This is a genomic window from Acanthopleuribacter pedis (genome assembly GCF_017377855.1).
Taxonomy (GTDB): Bacteria; Acidobacteriota; Holophagae; order Acanthopleuribacterales; family Acanthopleuribacteraceae; genus Acanthopleuribacter; species Acanthopleuribacter pedis.
The window spans coordinates 55,887-75,828 of record NZ_JAFREP010000043.1 but is presented as its reverse complement, the minus strand read 5'-3'; the positions used below and the strand labels follow the sequence as shown (position 1 = coordinate 75,828).

The 19,942-nt window shown below is 59.3% G+C and carries 11 protein-coding genes and 1 rRNA gene; 6 read left to right on the top strand and 6 right to left on the bottom strand.

All coding sequences use genetic code 11. The annotated features are described in order from the left end of the window. Together rrf and J3U88_RS30460 are read left to right on the top strand one after the other, a co-directional pair. Nucleotides 1–85 (top strand): 5S ribosomal RNA (rrf, locus tag J3U88_RS30465); the annotation flags it as partial. A gap of 1,648 nt (nucleotides 86–1,733) precedes the next feature. Beyond that, complete coding sequence (locus J3U88_RS30460) at nucleotides 1,734–1,901, top strand: hypothetical protein (RefSeq protein ID WP_207862797.1); 168 nt, start codon at nucleotides 1,734–1,736, stop codon at nucleotides 1,899–1,901. Between the two features lie 144 nt (nucleotides 1,902–2,045). On the opposite strand, the gene trxA is transcribed toward J3U88_RS30460, so the two are convergent. Next, nucleotides 2,046–2,360 (bottom strand): thioredoxin, encoded by a 315-nt coding sequence (trxA, locus tag J3U88_RS30455; protein WP_207862799.1) that lies wholly within the window; start codon nucleotides 2,358–2,360, stop codon nucleotides 2,046–2,048. Nucleotides 2,361–2,738: 378 nt separating this feature from the next. Between trxA and rfaE2 the strand changes: the two genes are divergently transcribed. Further along, nucleotides 2,739–3,245, top strand: coding sequence for a D-glycero-beta-D-manno-heptose 1-phosphate adenylyltransferase (gene rfaE2 / locus J3U88_RS30450; protein ID WP_207862796.1), 507 nt, complete (start codon nucleotides 2,739–2,741; stop codon nucleotides 3,243–3,245). A 46-nt stretch (nucleotides 3,246–3,291) separates the two neighbouring features. Here rfaE2 and J3U88_RS30445 read toward each other — a convergent pair whose 3' ends face one another. Together J3U88_RS30445 and J3U88_RS30440 are read right to left on the bottom strand one after the other, a co-directional pair. Then, complete coding sequence (locus J3U88_RS30445; RefSeq protein ID WP_207862795.1) at nucleotides 3,292–11,196, bottom strand: ligand-binding sensor domain-containing protein; 7,905 nt, start codon at nucleotides 11,194–11,196, stop codon at nucleotides 3,292–3,294. Then, on the bottom strand, nucleotides 11,193–12,545 hold the full coding sequence (locus J3U88_RS30440; protein ID WP_207862794.1) for a hypothetical protein: 1,353 nt from the start codon (nucleotides 12,543–12,545) through the stop codon (nucleotides 11,193–11,195). Before J3U88_RS30440 ends, J3U88_RS30445 begins: the two co-directional genes overlap by 4 nt. An 841-nt stretch (nucleotides 12,546–13,386) precedes the next feature. Between J3U88_RS30440 and J3U88_RS30435 the strand changes: the two genes are divergently transcribed. Continuing rightward, nucleotides 13,387–15,126, top strand: a complete 1,740-nt coding sequence (locus tag J3U88_RS30435) for an endonuclease/exonuclease/phosphatase family protein (RefSeq protein WP_207862793.1) — start codon at nucleotides 13,387–13,389, stop codon at nucleotides 15,124–15,126. 66 nt (nucleotides 15,127–15,192) lie between these two features. On the opposite strand, the gene J3U88_RS30430 is transcribed toward J3U88_RS30435, so the two are convergent. The 3 genes from J3U88_RS30430 to J3U88_RS30420 are packed head-to-tail and all read right to left on the bottom strand — an operon-like array spanning nucleotide 15,193 to nucleotide 18,011. Next, nucleotides 15,193–16,086: a tRNA threonylcarbamoyladenosine dehydratase gene (locus J3U88_RS30430; protein WP_207862792.1), complete on the bottom strand. Its 894-nt coding sequence runs from the start codon at nucleotides 16,084–16,086 to the stop codon at nucleotides 15,193–15,195. Between the two features lie 43 nt (nucleotides 16,087–16,129). Next, entirely contained in the window at nucleotides 16,130–16,930 is an 801-nt protein-coding gene (locus J3U88_RS30425) for a TatD family hydrolase (protein WP_207862791.1), read from the bottom strand. After that, on the bottom strand, nucleotides 16,923–18,011 hold the full coding sequence (locus J3U88_RS30420; protein WP_207862790.1) for a peptidylprolyl isomerase: 1,089 nt from the start codon (nucleotides 18,009–18,011) through the stop codon (nucleotides 16,923–16,925). Before J3U88_RS30420 ends, J3U88_RS30425 begins: the two co-directional genes overlap by 8 nt. A 293-nt stretch (nucleotides 18,012–18,304) precedes the next feature. On the opposite strand from J3U88_RS30420, the gene J3U88_RS30415 reads away from it, so the two are divergent. Both J3U88_RS30415 and J3U88_RS30410 read left to right on the top strand, forming a co-directional pair. Further along, on the top strand, nucleotides 18,305–18,790 hold the full coding sequence (locus J3U88_RS30415) for a nuclear transport factor 2 family protein (protein WP_207862789.1): 486 nt from the start codon (nucleotides 18,305–18,307) through the stop codon (nucleotides 18,788–18,790). A gap of 117 nt (nucleotides 18,791–18,907) precedes the next feature. Then, a complete protein-coding gene (locus J3U88_RS30410) occupies nucleotides 18,908–19,732 on the top strand; it encodes a hypothetical protein (protein ID WP_207862788.1) in 825 nt (274 codons plus the stop codon). Nucleotides 19,733–19,942 lie beyond the last annotated feature (210 nt).

Genomic DNA, 19,942 nt, shown 5'->3' with positions numbered 1-19,942 from the left:
GGTTCCCATTCCGAACACCGTAGTTAAGTCCGATAGAGCCGATGATACTGGGGTTCGACCCTGGGAAAGTAGGTCACTGCCAGAGCCACACACTGAAGAGCCCGCGAAAGCGGGCTTTTCTTATTTCCGGCTGTTTGTTGGTTCCCAGCGGGCGGGCTCGTTGACGATCTGGGAACAGGTAATGCATGTTGGTCGATCCGGCGTGTACCGGCCGTGGTTTCCCAAAAAATGAAATGCATGGCGGGGTGGTTGATCGGGCGTGTGGCGGCCATGGTTTTCCGATAAACGGAATGCCTGGTGGGGTGATTCATCCGGCGTGTGCTAAACGTACACGCACACCGCCATGCGGGGCCCATGCTTTATTTGAACGTGAGGCGGCGCCGAACCTCTTCCCGCTGCCCTGGAGGGGCTAACTATGGCAGCCCGGGGTCAAGGAACGAAGTGACTGCAACCCTGGGTCGCTTCGATTAACCGGAAACCCAGTCCTGTAGGGACTGGCGGCGGAACCCTTTCCACCATCGGAACGCCCGTGGGGAAGCCCACGGAAAACCGTAACATTTGTTGGGTTCCTGATCGGAAAACCGAAACGCTCGCGTGGCAAGCCACGGAAAACCGGAACGCCCGCGTGGCAAGCCACGGAACACCGAAACGCCCGCCGATCCGGTGGGATCGTGTCCTCTCGAACCGGTGACCGGTGAAACGGAAGCTGGACGTGTAGACAGCTCAAGGGAGTACTCATTGGCAAGCCGGGTAGATTGCCCATAGGGATAGAAGGCCGGGCGGCGGTGAGGAAGAACCCGAGGCGGAACGACCAGGCAAAGGAAAGAAGATGCGAGGAAAGCGCGGCTTTGAACCGGCATCCTTGTGCCCGTCTAGGGCGGATAACTTGCAGGAGCCGTATACGAGGTCCGTACGTACGGTTCTGTGAGAGGGATGAGACAGGATTAACTACCCCGTCTCACCCTACTCGATTTCTGGATGTTTGTGAGTTTCCGGCGGTCGGGGTCGTTGACGATCCGGGAAACAGGTAATGCCACTTGGTCGATTCGGCGTGTACCGGCTGTGATTATCCGATAAATGGAATGCATGGGCGGGGTGATCCATCCGGCGTGTGCTGAACGTACACGCACACCGCCATGCGGGGCCCATGTTTTATTTGAACGCCCTATGGACGAACCGGATCGGGATGATCGGGATCCCATCGGTGGTTGTAACGGCGGAACCGGTGCGAATCGTGATGCGGGGAACGAACCGGATCGGGATGATCGGGAACACATCGATGGTTGGAACGACGCCGCCGGGGCCAACCGTGATGGGGGGACGAACGGAGTCGCGATGGTCGGGACCACACCGCCATTGGATTTGCGCGCGGGGTTGGTTCGTCCGGCCCGGTAGGATGCACCATGATCCATGCCGGTCGACGGGGGTCGATGTGTCCATGCAGACACCCAATTCCATCCGATCTTTTGTCTGAAATGTGGTCGCGACAAAATTTTTTCGAAAAAAAACGGAAATAGATTGAAATTTCTGGTTGTTATTCCTAGATTTACATAAGTTAAAATCGGGTTTCTGCTGGGAGAATCCGGTTTACAAGAACCGCACTTCTTCTCCTCTTGATCCCCGATTCCGTCTGTCACCGATTTTTGTTCGTTTATGCGTCCCTCGCGCATGCTCGTTACTTCTTTTGACGGTTACGGCTTTTTCATCACTTGCGTCACAAAGGAGCCTTTGAAATGACCATCGCTTCCCGTTCCGAAGATCAAACCCCTCGCTCGGAACCCCACCACAACGGCCTCGAAGAGGATAAGTCCACGGTTGAGATTCTGCGCGGTTTGGTTGCGGCCTTGAAATCGTGCGACCAAACCAAACAAAGCCTGCGTCCCGCGGTTACCGAAAATTAATGCATACGACCCGCTTTTTGGGTCGTAACGGAATGGCAGCCGGTGGCTCCTGCCTCGCATCCCCGGCCACGTTAAAAAGCCTTCATATACGCAAAACGCCCGCCGAATTCGGCGGGCGTTTCAATTTTTTGGATCGCGACCTGCTTACAGGTGGGCGGTTACCATTTTTTCGATTTTGGGCTTGGGTTGGTTGCCCATCAATTGGTCCACGGGATTGCCGTCTTTGAACAACATCATGAACGGAATGTTTTGAATGTTAAATTGCTGGGCCACTTTTTCGTTTTCTTGAATGTCGACCTTCACAATTTTGACCTTGTCGCCCATTTCGTTTTGGACTTTTTCGAGGGTCGGTGCCAACATGCGGCAGGGGCCGCACCAGGGCGCCCAGAAATCGACCAGGGTTAATCCGGGACGGTTTTTTACTTCAGTATCAAAGGTATCGTCGGTTGCGACAGCCAAATTGCTCAAGGGTCCTCCTTTGTAGCCGGCTTTGATCGGGCCAAAGCCTGTTTTTTACCGGTCCTCAGCATAAAACAATTCGGGGAAGCGGTAAAGCGTCGTTCTTTGTCACCCCAAGGAACAACCCTATGCTGTGGTTTAATTCAGAAACCTTGTTTGAAAACCTAGTCCGGTTTCACACGGATCCTTCCCTAATTAGGTGGGTGTACGCCGAGATCCGGGGGTTGCGCCGGCTTCGAGGTTTCTCCGGCTTTTTCCCCGTCCAACGATCTTTAACCGGACCCGTTCCCCATTGTCCTGGATCGCACGACGCTTGCCTTTTGCGCCTGATCCGTGGCAGACTTTGCCGCGCACGAAGCCTACCAGGGAGAGAAACACATGGGATTTACTGATCGCCCCCTTGAACAACGTGTCTTTGCCGACCGTGCCGCGATGGCGCCGGTTTGGTCCGAGATCCGCGCGGATTTGGGCCGCATTGTTTTTACCAACGGCTGTTTTGATCTTTTGCACGGCGGCCACGTGATGTACCTCGAAGAAGCCAGGGCCTGCGGCGATTTTTTGGTGCTGGGCCTGAACAACGATGATTCGGTGCGTCGCTTAAAAGGCGAGAAACGCCCGATTGTCCCTTTTGTCGAACGCGCGGCCGTCCTGGCGGCGCTGCGCGCGGTGGATGTGGTGGTCGGCTTTGCCGAGGACACCCCTTACGAATTAATTCAAACGGTACAACCCAACGTGCTGGTGAAAGGCGGTGACTATCGTGTCGCCGAGATCGTCGGTCACGACATCGTTACGGCCGCGGGTGGCGAAGTCCGCTCCCTGGCCTTTAAACCCGGTTCCTCCACCACCAGTATTGTCGACACCATCGTGGCACGTTACCTTCCTTAACGCGCAACGCGCACCCGGCCTTCCGCGGGGAACCCACATTGGCGGGTTAATCCACCTGGTACTGTCGCCATAACCTTGGCAGGTCCAAACGAAGCAGTTGGCGGTTGGTGAGCACGTACATGCTGTCGTTCACGGTAAAGACGGCGTGGGTCTGTTCGTCGTTGAGTGGATAAAGCGGGTGGTCCTGATCGCCGTTTCGCCAAACGAGCCGGGCGGCGTCGAAATGGATGGCGACGGGTTTGGTGAGACGCTGCTGTTGCGCGGGACGTTCGCGGAACCAAGGCAGGTTCCCAAGCAAAACCGGCGTGGTTTCCGGTGTCAGCAAGGCGCCGCCCGCCAGGTTGACCCAATCGCGATGGACCCGCTCGTTGCTATCGCGCAAAAACCGTAGTAAACGGTCGCCGTGTTGGCTGACAGCGACGATGGTGGCGACGCGTAGGTAATCTGGATCTAGGTCAAGCACCTTATCGTGGGGCGCGGCAATCGCGTAAAAACCATCCTCCCCGAGGTAGAGGGTGCGATTTGCGTGTTGCAACAACACGCGCGGCACGCCGGCCTCACCCAGCCCGGGAAAGGGGCCCGGGTCAATATCGCCGCGACCAAGGGTCGCGTCGGTCGCGAGAATACCGGCGGCGGTTGGTAGGAACAGATCGCTCTCCACCCGTAGCGGAAGGCCCAGGGCCATGTCTTCGCTAAAACGTCCGTCCTGAAGATGACGGCGCATGGCGCGGTCTTGGCGCCGCGCGCGGATGCTGAGTTGCCCCTCGCGATTTCGTTCAAATAAGCGGTTCTCCGAAACCGCCTGCAGCGCGGTCAAGGCGGCGACTTCTTGCCATTGGTTTCCAGAATCGCGGAACAGGCGGCGCCCATCGTCGCGCGTTACGGCCAAGGTGGGTCGATCCTCTTGCCAAGTCGTTACCAGGTCGGTGACCTTGGCCGGATCAAAGGCTTTGATCGCGGGGCGGCGCCAGTGTTTGAGGTGAAAATCGTCACCGTCAATCTGAAACCAACCGGCACCGCGACTGACGACATGGAAACCTCCGCCCGGAACGGGCAACAGGCGTTCGATGTCGTCAAATTGGAAACCGCGGTTGCCCAGCACGACCTCAAACGCCGGCAAATCAATGTGCCATTCGCCGGGTGCGCCCCCTTGGCGGTTGCGCACATGCCAGGTCCATGGTGGTTCCTCGCCGCGTACCATGACGCGGTTGGCAAAAGGATCGGCACCTTGAATCGGCCGAAACGCACCAAAGCGCCGGTTCTCGATGGGTCGCGCCATTTGGTACAAGGCGTCACCGCGTTCATTCAGGCGGACGGTGAAGCGTCCGTCGGGGTAACCACCGTCGGTGATCGCGGTTAAATCGGCGCCGTCGGCGGCATGGCGGGCGATTTCAAGATCGGCGGGATTGAGCTGTAGGTGACGATCCGATGCGATGGTCACGGAAACCAAGCCGGCCTCGGTGAGCGCGTAGGGGACCTCGCCTTCGAAGAAAATGCGGCGCCAGCGATCAAGCGCCAAACGCCCGTCCTGGTGCCAGGCGAGTGCCTCCCATTTTCCGTCTTGATCGCGTACTTCGAATTGCAAACGGCGTCCGTCGGGGGTTCGCAGCAAACGCAGGTAGGGATGGTGCACGACGGCCTGGTCGGATTCGCGTTGTTCCATGGCTGCAATGATCGCCGGAACGTCGACGGCTTGCCAATGGCGACCGTTGAACCGCAGCAAACGGCCTTCCTTATTGCGAAGGTATACGCCCGCGGCCAAATCGATGGAACCGAAACGGCGCGATTCAGGTACGACGATCAAACGGTCCCCGGCGAAGGCGCTTAAATCCGCGGCGACGGTCGCTTGGTCAATCGCTAACTGGTTCAGGTGTTGCGATACCCAACCGTTGCGCCAAAGAACAAAGATGCGGTTATCAAAGAAAGCCATGTCCTGCAGTTGATCGTGAGGCGCTTTACCCCCGGTAAAACGGAGGGGTTCGGACCAACCGCCGCCGGTACGGTAACGTCCTTGCGGTCGCCCCCCGTCGGCCCGGGTCCACCGCCAAAATGGGTGATCCGCGCGGATCGAAACAAAATCGCCTGGGTCAATCGGGCGCGGCGCGGCGTCTCCTGTGAATTGGAAGGCGCGCGTACCGAATTGGACGCGCATCGCATTGGGGCGGGCCACGTCTACGCCGAGCCGGGTCACACCTTGTTCGGTCCCTTCGGCGGCGGCGGGCGACCAAATGCGGCGGACATCTTCCCAAGGAAAGGTGACGGTGTCTTCGTAATGTTGCAAACCGGCGGCGGTTCCGACGAGCAAGGTCTTTCCATGGACGGCAAGCCCGGTGACCACGTCAAAGGGGAACCGGTTGTTAACAAAGTGATAGGTCAGCCAGCGGCGCGAACCCCCTTCGTCAGTGACCTGCAATTCTTTGATGATGCGATTATCGCGGCGGCTGAAACGCAATCGCTTCCACTCAAGCAGCACGGTTTCTTCATCCTGGGGTTCGGCGGTTTGCTGCAATTGATTGGCGACGGGGTCCCAGCGAAAAAAGGACTGACCGTCGCTAACCACGACCTGATCATCGTCAACGGCCAATAAGGTGCCGTCGGCCTCAAAGGCAAGATTGTGCTGAATCGGCGGCGGGTTGTTGGGCAAGGTGCGGTACTGAATCAATTGCCTTTTGGTGAGCACGATCAGGCTATTGCGCGAGGCGACGGCGTTTTGCAGCGGGCGAACGGCGGTTTCGGCGGCGTCGATGCGCCATTGCAAGGCACCCATCTCCGTGCGCCCGGCTTTCCCATTGTGTTCGCGCAACCACTTGGCCCAAAGCCGGCTGTCCTGATCGGGTTCGGGTCCACGCGTGATCTGCCACGCCCCGTTTTGGAAGCTGTACCAACGGTTTTGCGCGAACAGCCGCGGCGGGCCGCCACTTTCCAGGGTGACGCGCAGCGCGTCCAAGGAAACGCCTGAAGGCAGGGGCAGGAACCGGGCAAGTTGGTCAATTTCCAACAGACCGAGGCGACTGATGCCGAGCAGGCGGCCTTCGCTGTCGAAGGTCAAATGATCGGGGGGCCGGTCCCATAAAAAAGTGCCGTCGCGGTAGATGGATTCGGGGTCGGCCAAGGCTTCGGCTTGGAAGCGAATGTTCTGTTTGCGCCAATCATCAACAACGGTCACAGGACCAAAACGGTACGTGAGCGGATGGGCCAAAGGCGCCTGGTTGGCGGTCACGCTCATTTGGGTTTGTTCGCTGTCGAGAAAGAAATGGTGGTAGGCCTGGACGGCCCCGCGGAACGCGACGGGTTGCAGGGTGATCGCCTGTTGGCCGAAATCAAGGCGCCCGTCGGGGAACCGCAAGGTGCCTGACGGAAAGGCGCCTACCAGGGCCCCGCCGGCATCGGTCAGAATCGCGCTGGGTGTCGCGAGCAAACCACGGCGGGGGTCCAGGAACTGGGCGGCGGGAAAAGCGCGTTCGCCGTCGGTGGTTTTGACCACGAAGGCGTCGGCTTCCACTTGGTAACGCAGCCAGGTGACATCGAGATTGGGCAACGGGTTCGGCTGCACGGTGCCGCGCTCGCCAAGCGAGAGCCGTTCCCCGGAGGCGCGCACGGCAAAAAGATAGCCGTCACGACCCTTTTCGAAACGGACATAGGGATCGAAGCGTTGCTCGCCGCCCGGCATGGTCTGGAGATAACCACGCATCTCGGGCCAAACATCTTGTAGGCCGTCGCGGCCCGGTCCGGTTTGCGCCGCGGCCCGCACCTGAATTTGGCGGTCGTCGCGGGCAAAGGCACGGATGGCAACCTCGCGCCCGTCGGCGAGGGTCAGGGTCACCTGATCGGGGTTGGACCATTGGTAGGAACGGATATCGTAGGCGGTGCGCAACCGCAGCGTTTCGGGATAGGGGACACGCAATTGTTCCTGTAACAAGGTGGCGCCGCCCTGGCCGCGTTCCCTCCGCAACAGAACTGCCTCCTGAACATCGAAAAACCACCAATTTCCGCGCGTGTCGCCGATTAACCCGAGGGGTTCCGTGTCAAAAGGAAGTTTTTCGCCGAGGGTATCTTCGAGCGCGCGGACCGAGCCGCCGCGGGTCCACTCGAACGCACCGCCGCGATGGTAGGGATAGACCCGTCGTCGTTCGGGAAGTCGAGGCGCGCCGGCTTGCTGCCATGCGCCCTGCACGTGTCGCCAGGCGCGGCCCGCGCGGTCGCGGTGCACGGCTTCCCCCGGCAACCACCGTTGCTGCAAACCGCGTTCGACGTTGCCGAAATCCAGTTCGAGAATGGCCTGATGGGTGCCGACCCAAAGCGTGGCCCGTTCACTTTGGATCCATTGCAGGTTGTCCAGGGCGTCGCCCTTGGTAATGGAGAAGGTTTTGCGGCTCACCTGATCAATGACCTGGGATGCCGATCCGGCGACCACCAGCAACAATTCGTTCCATTCCCAGGCGGATCGCACCCGCGTGGGGTCAATGACGGGCGCGTCACCGCCCAGTTTCTCCTTTTCGACCAATCGTCCGGCAACGGCTTCCATACGAACAACTTGGCCGCGGTCGTTGATGGTCCAAACCCGGTCCAGTTCATCCAGCACCGGCAAACCCTGTTTGCCGGTGGGCAGCGGCAACAACATCTCGCCCGCGTTTTGATCGCGGTACAGCAATGACCAACGTTGGTCGGCCTCATCCTGAAGCGCCCAGCGGTTGCCCCACTGCATTAACCGCGGTTGTTTCATATGGTGGGTTAGCGGCGGTAACTGGCGGCCGTCAACGGGATCGAATCGGTAGAGGGTTTCTTTTCCGATGAAAAACCACATCGAATCGGCGCGCCCCTGGGCGGCGATTAAGGCGCGCGGCGGACGCGCTTCCCATGCGCGGCGACCCTCGGCGGGGACCAAGGGTTGAAAATCGAGGGTATCGCCGGCGCCGTCCCATTCCGCGCGAAACAGGCGGTCGCGCGCGTCTTTTAGGGAAAGGTGCCAGACCTGGCCCAAGTCGTCGTACTGCATGTTGATGCGGTAGGGGGTGACCGCGGCTTCCTCAAACACGAGTTCGAGTTGGGTCATGCGGCGTTTGGGCAAGTGGTACCTTACGACTTGGTCGTCGGTGGCAAAGATCAGGTTTTCACGTTTCGGCCCGACAAAAACGGCGCGTAATGCTTGGCGCGGCGGGCCGGTGGTGGGTGTTGCGGTTGCTTGCTCCACCGAGGCCGCGGTCAGCGAGCCCCGTTGCCAGCGCTGCAAATTGCCGCGCGCATCGACCCAGGCCGCCTGCTCGCCGCGTGCGTCGATGGTGAAACCACGCCCGTCGTGACGGAATGCTTGGAATGTATAGGGTTCGTCGCTGCAGGCTTCGGACGCGCGGATCGAGCGAATGGGGATGTGCCACAAGGTGCCACGCCCGTCGCGCCCTTCATCTTGCTCAACCAAAAGCAGGTGATCACCGACCGTTACCAGCCGCCCGCCGCGGCGCATGATCGGTTCCTTGCCGCGAAACCAGCTGCGAACATAGGGGTTGTAAAACTGTAAGCCGCGTTCAGTCAGCACCGCCAGGTGCCCGTTGGGTAACTCGGCCACCCCGTCGAAACGCAGGGCGCCGTCGTGGGGGTAGGGATGACGGAACAAACAGCGGGTGGTGCCGAGGTTGGGGTGAAGGCCTTTTAGCATGCGGCCCGTTTCCTGCTGTAACACGGCCCAAACCGAGGTACCGTCATAGGAAAGCTGCGCCACCACGCTGTCTTCAAACAAGCGGCGATCACCCAGGTAGGCTTTACCGCTCGCCAGGACAAGCGGTTCCCCGCCGACCAAAGCCCGGATGCGCTGATCCTCGGCGCCGTCTTGCGCCCAAACGGTCTTCACCCAGCGTTGCTGCAGATCGTAAGCAACCACCTTGGCGTTGCCCGCCAGGTAAAGCACCTGTTCATCGAGCAAAACATCGCGAAGCTGATCATCGCCCATGTCGATCAGGCGCGGGCCGCCGATGAGGTAAGGACGGAAGCGGTTGATGCGCGCCAGGCGGTTGGTGTCCGTGCGAAACAAAACCTGATCGCCCCAATGGGCCAGGTCAACCGCCGCCGTACGGGTCGGTGGTTCGCCCAGGTTTCGCCACGCACGGCGGTCATAAAGGTACTCGTGAAAACCTTCTTGGGTGCTGACCAAGAGCGATTGGTTGTTGGACAAGACGTCGTACACGCGACCGCGTCTGCCGCTCAAAGCCGCCGGTGCCGGTCCCGCGCCGGTCATGGCGAAGGTTTGGCTGGGTGTGAGCAGGTAGGCCGCACCGTCGCCGCCGATCAAACCCAAACCTTGCCCTTTCCAATCGCGGACCCGGCGCACCGGGGCCGGCACGCTGGAAAGGGTTTTCGGCAAGCGCAGGTTACCGTCGATCACCATTTGCAAAGGGATGGTGCGCGCAAACACCTCGCCGCCGAGGCTGGAAAGCGCGTACAGATGGCCGGAAGAACTGTGCAGCCGGGTGCTCGGCTCCAGCAACCAAGCGTTGCGGGAGCTTTTGGGCAAATCGCGGTAGCTGCGTTCGCGCAGGTGGTGCAGCATGGCGCCGTCCGTGCCCACCATCAGCAGGTAATCGTCAATGGTAACCGCCGTGAAAAATCGGCTCGGGTCAAGTTGGCTCCCTTCCCCGCTAAAGACCTGGATCGGCGGCCGATCATCTTGAATTTCAAAGACCGCGCCTTTGTCGCTAATCGCGTAAACCTCGCCGCCGGGGCGTTGGCTGAGCTGGTAAAAAAGATGGCCGGGCACCGTCCAGCGGTTGACGCCAAAGGCGTCGGCCCGTCCCAATACCGCGTTCCCCGCGAACAGAATCGTTTGGCCGTCGTGGTGCATCAGGCTGTCGTTGATGCGGCTTTTCTCCAACAGGCGGCGGCTGTGTTGGGCCAGGTTGTATTGCAGCAAGCCGGATTCGCCCGCCAAAAACAGATCGTCGCCGCTTTGGTGGACCTCACGCAATTGGTTGAGGCCGAACCCGGCGGGCTGGTCATAGGTATCGAGCAGGGTGGTCGGCGTTTCCTCCGGTTCATCGAAACGGTGGATGCGCACACATTGGTTGCCTTGCTCCGCGCAACTTCCGTGGCTGAGCGCCACCAGGCGGTCGTTGTCGTCGACGAACAGCGACTTAATTTCGCCACTCAGAGCTTCGATTTCCTGGAGGGTGGCGTTGACGCGACCGGGAAATCGCAACGCGATCAAGCCTTGGCGTGTCCCAATCCACAAGGCATCGCGCCACCAGGTCATCACTTCGATGGGGGCCCAAGAGAGTTGGGTTTGAATGTCGATGGGAACCGGCCACCATTCGCGGGTGGTTTGGTTGTACAAACCCAGGGCACCCTTGTTATCCGCCAAGGCCAACCAGGTGCCGTCCGGTGCCTGGGCCGCCGCCGCAAGATCTTCCTGTTGCACCGGTTCTTGGGCGAGGTTGAGGAAACGGCTTGCTTTGGTAAAGGGCCGCCATTGGTCGTCCTGAAACCGCGTCAGGTAGCCGTCGCGGTAAAAAGCCCAAACACGGTTGCCGTCGTCGCCCAGCGCGGTTTCGCCGCCGTCGGCCTGAAGCGCAAGCAGCGATTGCGGTTGGTCCGTGCGTGCCGGGGGCAGCTCGCGCCACAGCCCGCTACCTCGGTGGTAGGCGGCCATGGCGCCGTCCGATGCGGCAACCAGGATTTGATCGCCGGCCGCGTCATAAGCCGCGTTTTGGAAACCCGTGCCTTTTTTGTAAACGTTGTCCAATAGACGGGCGTCGCGAACACGGGTTACCGGTTGGTCCGTGTGCTGCAGTGTGGTGCGGCCCAACTCAACCACAAGTAAGAGGCCGGCACCGAGCGTGACCGCGGCCAACAGAACCAAACACAAAAAGATGGGGTCGACCCGCTCGCGCCAACCTGCATGGTCGCGTTCCTGAAGGTGAACCGCCTCGCGTTGGCGTCGGGGGTCACGTGGATCCGCGCTCATGCGCCGCCGTCCGGGATGGGCAGGGCCAACTGCTCACGCTGTAAATCGGCCGTGGCCCATGCGCCGCGCCAGACCTGCTCGAAGCCCGCGTCGAAGGGATGTTCGTCCGTGCGGCGCCGTGCCGCCTGTTCTGCCAAAACGGCGGCGATGCGGGTGTCGAGATCGCGTGGCAACGAACCGTAATAGGCGTGGAGCCGTTCCGCGCGGTCCTCCGCCAGAATGTCTTGCGGCAGCGCCTGCAGACTAAAACGCAGCATGTGGAGGTGTTCCAGCCAGGCCGTGAACCGCGCCGCCTCACCGCCGTCCAGCGCGTTTAACGCCACACAATCGCATTCAATTTGGCCAAGCAGCGCCAAATGGGCGATTTCGATGCGGTCGGAAACGGGATCGTGACAATCCAACTGGTAACCAGGCTGATCGGGTTCGCGCAGGACGCGGCCCAGTGTTTGGTGCAATTGGAAAAGCGCGGTTTGGCGCTCGCTGAAGTGGTTGCCTAGGCGGCGTTGCAGCGTCGCCGCATCAAGCTGCGTTTCACCGTCCTCGCCAATCAAGCGGTGCCGTAAGGCGTTGTCCTGGCGTGCGAGAAAGCCGGCCAGTTCACCCGCGAGCGTGATCGGCGTGTGGCGCAGGTGGGTGACCAACAGGTAACCCTCGCCCCGTCGGGTCAGCATACCCAGCACCCGGGTTTTGAGGGCGGTGACGAGCGCGCTGTCGTCGCCGCCGAAACACCGCAATGCAACCCAGGTCGACGTCAGCAGTTGGAGCGCGACCAAACGGTGGTGGGTGTCGTGCAAAGGGCGCAGACGGTCATAAAGCAACGCCAAATCAGCGAGCGGCGCCGCGTTCGGCTCGCGCTTGCCCGCGGTTTGATCCGCGCGGATCCGCCAAAGCATTTCCAGGTGATCCAGCAACAACGTCTGTGGAAATCCCGCTCGGGCCGGCCAGGTTGCCGCTTTGACCAGGAGCCCGTGGTAGCGAGGACGGCTCAGTAGATAATGGGTAATTTTTAATCGGGGCTGCTGCAGCAGGGTCGGCGCCGATAAAAACCAAGCCAGCCAAACCAGGGCGAACACCGCGCCCACGCCCCACCAAATCAAACTCCACGGCCAGAACAGGCGCAGGCCGTAGCCGATGAGCGGCAGGTAAAGCGTGTCGTGGATCCAATAAAGCGCGTAACCCCAGCCGCGCGGATCCAACAACCGGAAGCGCAGCACCACCACCGCGGTGAGGAGCAGGGTTGCCGCCGAGAGGACCCCAAGCAAGCGGCGGCGCACCATATGCGCGGGAAGGCCCAGGCTGCGTCGGGGTCGGCTTTGTAATCGAATCGAGCGCGAATTCAGTGATTTCATAGGGTTTGTGGCGACGTCTTTCACATTTTGTTCGGATGATTCTACCTAAAGTGTGCGATTCGGGTGGATGCAATTGTGCAAATATCGGCGCAGGATGCGCCGATATTTGTGCAAGTGCGCCGCCAAGAATCGCTCAATTTAGGTTCTAGCACGATTGCGAGCCGGCACGGCATACAGGCCAAGCAGCCTGTCGTTGCGCGCCTTTGTGGGCCCGGCGCAAGCTATTCATTGTTACGATTTCGGACCGTACATCGTCTGAAAAAAGTGGGCCGTGGGCGGATTCCTTCACCCGTGGCGGCCGCGATGATGGGGTTTGAATGAGGTTTTGACGGCGAATTTGCGCAAGGGTCTTTGTTTCCTCACTTGAGGTGTTTTTTGGTGGAACGTATGATGGCCGAGTTGCTTGCCGATCTTGTACTTATGGCTTACATGACTTCGATCATGCCGTTGTTCATCATCCATCCGGCTTGCAAAATATTTCCTGCGAACAATGCGCAAAATGCAACGTTTGGTTGCGTTAGGAACGGCGGCCTTTTTTACGGCCGCTTTTTTATGTCCACCCCTTCGGTTTTACGTGGACGGCCCTTGTGCTCCGTCAACACCGGCCTTGGTCGTGTGTGCCTTCATCCTGCTCGACCTATCATTTTATTTAACGCCAACCTCTGCTTGCGATGAACGCTCGGGGAAATCGTTCCGTTTTAGCCGTTTCCCATTTGCGAACGTCCTGGTGGAGGTTCCCCCGAATCGTGGCCGCGCTCAAAAGCCGGGGACGACGCCGTTTGGCCGTCCCGCGGCTCGCCATGGCCGTTCTGATCGGTGGCACATCGAAGGATACCCTTTCATGAAACCATCTCGTTTTTCGTTCAATGCGACCTTGGTTTTTCTTTTCTGGTTCTTGTTTTCGATGACCGGCGCCTTACACGCGCAAACCCAACAACTCAAAGTCATGACCTTTAACATTTGGGTCGGCGGCACCCGCGTCGACTTCAACCAAATCATCGAAGCGGTGCGCGTCGCCGATGCCGACATTGTCGGTGTCCAAGAAAACGGCGGCAACTTGGCCCGTCTCGCCGACGCACTCGGTTTTTACACCCAAAGCCGCAACCAAATCATCTCGCGTTATCCCATCATCGCCGATCTTCCGGGCGGTGCGTTGATCCAAGTCGACGGCTCGGCCGTAGCCGTCTACAACGTTCACCTAACACCTTATCCATACGGCCCCTATGATTTACGCGACGGCGCGTCCGTTGCCGACGTATTGGCCAACGAGCAATCGCGTCACATGAATGAAATGGCATCCTTGTTTACTGAAATTGAAAATCGCATGGCGGCCGGCACGCCTGTTTTCCTCACCGGCGATTTCAACGTCCCCTCCCACCTGGATTGGACCGCCGAGGTCGCCGACCGTCATTTCGGCTACACCGTCGATTGGCCTGTCTCCAAACGCTTGGAAGCCATGGGGGTTCACGACGCTTTCCGCCGCGCCAATCCCGATGTGCGCAACCGACCCGGTTACACCTGGACGCCGGGTTACCCGCCGCCCGTGTTAGAACACGACGAAAAACACGACCGCATCGATTTCGTTTACTACGCCGGCGACCGGCTGGCCTTGCAAGGCGCCCAAACCCTGGGTCATGACGCGAACAACAGCAACACCGATATCGCGGTTACACCTTGGGGTTCCGATCACCGCGCGGTGGTGGCAACCTTTACGCTGCGCCACGCGACGGATGTCCCGCGTGTTGTTCCGCAAAAAGCCACCTTTGAAAGCGGTGATACCGTAACCGTGGATTTCAGCGGGGCCGCCGGTAACGCGACCGATTGGGTCGGGCTGTTCCAGGCCGGAACGCCCAACGGACCCGGTAACAGCCTCGCCTGGCTGTACACGGACGGCACCCAATCCGGCACCGCGGGTATTCGCGAGGGCCGCCTGCAATTCGATGCCTTGCCCCTCGGCAACTATGAAATGCGTTTGTTTTTCAACGACGGCTACGATCAAGTGGCGGGCGCCGATTTTCGTGTCGTTGCCCCCACCCCCGCCGGCGTTGTCGCGGAACACGCGCTTTACGGCGTAAACCAACCCATTCGCGTTACCTACGCGGGCGGTTCCGGCGATCCGCGCGATTGGATCGATCTAGAAAACACCGACGGAACCCGCCTGGCTTGGCGGTACACGGACAGCGCGGAAAGCCGAGGTTCAGTGACCTTCGCCGAGGGATTGGATCAAGCGGGCGTCTACCAACTGCACCTCTACTGCTGTGACGCTTTCACGCAAATCGGCGCCGCCGACCGGATCGAGGTGACCGCGGCGCCTACGCTGTTCCTCGAAACGTCGCTCCAGGCGGCGGAACAGCCCATCGTGGTGCTCTTCCTCAACGGCAGCGGCAACAGCCGCGATTGGGTCGGCCTCTACCGAAAAAACGCTTCCGACCGTCGCTTCCTCACCTGGCAGTACACGGCGGGTTTGCGTCACGGCAGCCTCTCCTTTGCCGGTTTGGCCGCGGGTGAATACGAAGCCCGTTTCTTTTTTGCCAACAGTTACCTTCGCGAGGCCCGCATCGCGTTTACGGTGAACAACTAACGCGCAATGAAAAACGGCGGCGCTTCCAGGCGCCGCCGTTGATGTTCAAAACCTGTTTTTAAACGCTTAATCCCAGAAGGATTCACCGGTGATGTCGCGTACCACAATCGAGGCCGTGGTGAACCCGAAGGTTCCGGTCACGAAACCCGCGGTGCCGTGAATGACGTTGCGGTTGTCGCAGGTGAAAAAGTCGTTTTGGCCCTGGGGACACACGCAGCGAAAACCCTGGCCGTTGTCGTAGACCAGCTCTTTGGGTTGGCTGATCGGCTCCGTGCTGTACACCGCCGGAATTCCGAACTTGCCGTCCTTGGGGAAATCGTGTTTGGTACGCAGGATTTTGCGGATCTGTCGCGCCAGGGGATCGATTTGGGTTTCCGCCAAATCGCAAATTTTAATTTGGGTTGGGTCCATGCGACCCGCCGCGCCGGACGAAGAAGCCACCTTAATCCCGCGTGCCACGCATTCCTTCAGCAGGTGGGCCTTGGCCGTGACGCTGTCGATGGCGTCAATCACGTAATCCGGCTTGCATGACAGCAGTTCCTCGCTTGTTTCCCAGTTGTAAAAGGTATTGTGGGCGATGATTTCGGCCTTGGGGTTGATCTCCGAAAAACGTTGCTGCAGGATCTCCGCCTTGGGTTTGCCGATCACCCCTTTTTTGGCGTGCAACTGGCGGTTGACGTTGGTGATGCAAATCAAATCGAAATCGACGATGGTCACTTTCCCAATCCCGGAACGCACGATCATTTCCGCCGCGTAACTGCCGACGCCACCCAAGCCAATCACCATCACGTGGCTGTCCATCAGGCGTTTCATGTTGGGGTCGCCCACCAACCGGCCCATGCGGTCAAAACGGCGGTGGAGTTTGTAGTTCTCCAGTTCCTCGCCTTCCAACGGTTGGGGTTTGGGTTCGTCCGGCGCTTCCAAAAAGGGGAACTGCACCGCTTCTTTTGATTCACTCATGAGCATCTCTCCAAAACAAAGGTCCAATACGGGCCGGCTTCCATCAATCGCCGGAAAAAACACGCAACAGGTTGGTTCGGCTCGCTTGGAGCACCGTCGCGGCATCGCAATCGTGGGCGGCGGCGACGACCTCGGCGACGCGCATCAGCACGTCGGGTTCGTTGGTGGCGCGGTCCGGCAGATGGGGCGGCCCGTCGGGCGCATCTGATTCTACTACGAGCCCGTCGAGCGGGATATGGGAAAGGGCCGCTTTTACCTTTTTGAAACCGGGCCGCAAAACAGCGGGTCCAATCGAAACCAGCAAGCCGAGACGGCCGTATTCCCGTGCGATTTCCCGGCTACCGCTAAAGGCATGCACGATGCCGCGCCAGCGAGGGCCGTGGCGCGCGAGTTGTTCCAAGGCGGGGCCGTGGGCACGCACGATGTGGAGTACCAGGGGTTTGCGATGCCTTTGGGCCATTTGGAGCTGCGCGCCAAACACGCGGTGTTGTTGTGCAAAACCGTCTCGCGCAAAACGCGGGGCGAAATCAAGGCCCAACTCGCCGAGTGCCGCGGCCTCGCCGATCTGCTGTTCGAGTTCGTGTAACCCTTGGTCACAGCGCGCTGCATCCGCCTCGGCCACAAACCAGGGATGCAGCCCGAAACTCAACAACCAACCGGGACCGGCCAACCGCCGTTGCCGTGCCCAATCCTCGGGATCGACGCCGCCTTGAACAAAGCCGGTGATGCCCGCGGCGGCGGCCCTTGCGAGCACGGCCGCGCGGGTTTCGTCCAAACGGGGATCGGCCAAATGACAATGGGCGTCGATCCACCCCGCCGCCCAGGCCGGCGCGTTTTTAGTCACGGCGCATGATGGTGAAACCCACCTTGGTGGCGATGGGTTGCGCCGTAATTTCGCCCGGCTTCATGGCCAGGTAGGCGCGTTCGTAAGCCGCGAACCGGGTATCGCGAAACCAGTCGACTTGTTTGCCGCCGCGAAAAGCGAACACCCCGTCGCTGTGTTTTTTGGCCAGCGCCTCGAATTTTTTGGGATCGGCCGCCAACTCGGCGGCGAGTTTTTCCGCCAGTGCCTTGGCCTCGGCCTCGGTGCGGCCCACGTTTTCGGCCGGGCCGACCGCGCCGCGGTAGCTGATCAAGATGTCGCTGCTTTTTCCTTTAAAAACCGGCACCCGTTTGAGGATGGCGAAACCGGTCGAAAGTTCGACCACCTCGGAGATGCTGTCCAGTGCCAATTTGGCGGCGTGGTGGCTGAGCTCCGTGGAAAAGGCACTTTGACCGGGGTAAAAACAACCGAAGCGGCCGTCAACCCGCTTGAAATCGCTGTGTTCATTGGCCGTTTCTTCAAAATTTGCGACGGTCACCTTGGTGCGCCATTGCTCGGCCAGCGCCTTGGCTTCTTCCGGGGTGCGGCGCAGGTGTTCGCCCAGGGTCGGCACGTGTTTGAGGCGCGCCGAAACGTCGCGGTGGGTGAACAGAATCAGGCGTACCGCGTAGTGGATCGGTTCGGTGGGATTGCGGCGGATGAGGTGGAAACCGAACTGGGTGCGAATCGGTTTGGGCACGATTTCGCCGTCTTTGGCTTTGCGCACCGCCTTCTCAAAGGCCGAGGCCATGGCGCCGCGGTCAAAACCGCCGAGGTACCCGTAACTGGAAGCACTGGGACCGTCGCTGTGTTCTTTGGCGAGGAAATCAAATTGCTCTGGTTGCTGCAACAGTTTTTGGAGAAGTTCTTCCGCCGCGATTTTGGCCTCGGCTTTGGAGCGTGTCACGTGGCCGGGGGCACGGTCGGCGCCTTTCCAGGTGATCAGAATGTGGGAAGCCGAGAAGGGTTTGCCGATGGGAAACCGTTGTGAATCATCGGCGAGGGCTGGGGGCGTGGCGAGCAAAAAACCGAGCAGCAGGCGAACAAACACAGGGCAAGTCATAGTGTCTCTCTTTGCGTGAAGGGTGGATGGTCCCGCGTGGGACGTGATGGAAATGTCCCTAAGTTTAGCGGGAAAGCCGGATAAGTGGAATCCATGAAAGGGTGAGTGGATGGTGCGCAGGCTCAAGATGCGGCTGCTGGGGCGATCCTCACGAGGGCCTCGGCCTGTCCCCCGTATCCGGCGCACCGCACCTTGTTCCTTGTGTTGCCTGTTGTTTCCACCGAGAATAAGGACGAAATGTTCCCCATACGAAACCTTGAAACCAATCCTGTACACATTTTTAGGAAGGAACCATGTTGCTATTGATGATGATGCTGGTCATGAACGATTACCCCAAGGTGGAGGGTTCCGGCAATCTGCAGGTATTGGGTGACCAATACCTGCGCGCGCTGGAGCACGAAAACGCAACCATGTTGGCCAAGCTCATCGCCGACGACATTCACTTCCACGAACCCAGCGCGACCTGTTTTAACGGCAAGCCTTTGGAAGCCAAGGGAAAAGAGGCGTTTATGCGCTTTTGGGGCGGTTCTTTCGCCGTGACCCATCGTTTGGAATTTGACATTCGCCACGCGTTTGAAACCGGGCCTTGGGCCGTCTATTATTTGATTTCCAAGTTCGAATCGGATCGCAGCATCATGGACGGCAAAGAAGGCCGATTGCGGGGTTCCTCCGAGCTGATGATCATGCTGCGCTTCAAAGACGGCAAAGTGGTGGAACACATTGGCTTCCCCAATTGCGACACCCTGGTGCGGCAGCTTGAGGCGCAAATCAGCAAATAAACCGTTGTTTTGGTTGCGTTTACGATTCAAGGCGGAAGATGAAAAGACACTATGAAATCACCATTCGCTCATTGACTGAATTCGAACAATAGCGTTACGAGGAAAACGAGGGTGACCGTGAACGACAACTTGCTGCAACTGATCCGCGAAGGGGTTTCCGTTCCCGTGTTTAAAACCGAATTTCTTCGCGTCCTGGTCGGCGACCCCGAGCCGATCTTTGCCTTTCTTTACCAGCACCTGCGCGAGCGGGTTACCCCAACGGTGACCCATGTTTCCGGTTCTTTAGGGAGTGGGTTCGACGCGCCTAGGTATCAGGGACCGAGAAGTGCGGTTAAAGACAAACTTAGGGCCGAGATGTTTTTTTTCCATCCGAGCGGACTGGTCGAAGAGGCGCACTGTCGCTTTCGCTACGACCGGAATTCCGGCCGTTTGGTTTTGATCGGTTTAGCGTTCAATAGCCTGGCCGATCAGTTGGCGGAGAAGACGAACCAACAACGTTTAGAGATCCTTTTGGATCAATTTCAGGCCGTGATCGATCAAGTAGGAGCAAGTCTCAAAAAAGGGAAGCGGAAGCCGAAGGAGATTTGGCCGTTGACGGAACCCTTTTTTGAAATGCAGCGCACCTATCAAGACGACCCAGCCTATCAGCACACCTTTTTCTGTTTCAAAGTGAATCAACTAATCAACTTATGGGTCACGCAATTGTCTGACGGCGCCGCCTTCCTACGGACCCAATTGACCCACCCAAATCCTTACGCTGTAGATTTTGCCGTGGTCGTTTTGGCGCGCATCCAGCCCGGTTTCGCCATGGCTGATATTCCCAAAGAATCCCTAGCCGGCGATGTGTTCATTGTGCGTAAACTCGGTTTCAAGGTACAACGCATTCACCTCATGAGGTCTGTCTTTTACCGCATCCACGAGTCACCCGAATTGGGCAATTAGCCGACCGAAGACAAGAGGTAGCCATGCACACTTCGCTTCTCGATGCATTCCTCGCGGATCTCACGATTTAGGAATTTAAACCGGCCATTTCCGTGAGATGACCGGTGATCGGGCCGCGCTTGCCGCCGACCTCGCCGACCGGGTGACCATTTCCATCGAAAAGCTTAAAGGCCAACTTATCAGTCACTACGATGTGCCAGGCTAAGGTGG

Excerpts from the sequence above, each read along its gene's own strand:
- J3U88_RS30445 (WP_207862795.1), bottom strand. The coding sequence starts at position 11,196 with ATGAGCGCGGATCCACGTGACCCCCGACGCCAACGCGAGGCGGTTCAC.
- J3U88_RS30430 (WP_207862792.1), bottom strand. The coding sequence starts at position 16,086 with ATGAGTGAATCAAAAGAAGCGGTGCAGTTCCCCTTTTTGGAAGCGCCG.
- J3U88_RS30435 (WP_207862793.1), top strand. The coding sequence starts at position 13,387 with ATGAAACCATCTCGTTTTTCGTTCAATGCGACCTTGGTTTTTCTTTTC.
- J3U88_RS30415 (WP_207862789.1), top strand. The coding sequence starts at position 18,305 with ATGTTGCTATTGATGATGATGCTGGTCATGAACGATTACCCCAAGGTG.
- J3U88_RS30420 (WP_207862790.1), bottom strand. The coding sequence starts at position 18,011 with ATGACTTGCCCTGTGTTTGTTCGCCTGCTGCTCGGTTTTTTGCTCGCC.
- J3U88_RS30460 (WP_207862797.1), top strand. The coding sequence starts at position 1,734 with ATGACCATCGCTTCCCGTTCCGAAGATCAAACCCCTCGCTCGGAACCC.
- rfaE2 (WP_207862796.1), top strand. The coding sequence starts at position 2,739 with ATGGGATTTACTGATCGCCCCCTTGAACAACGTGTCTTTGCCGACCGT.
- J3U88_RS30440 (WP_207862794.1), bottom strand. The coding sequence starts at position 12,545 with ATGAAATCACTGAATTCGCGCTCGATTCGATTACAAAGCCGACCCCGA.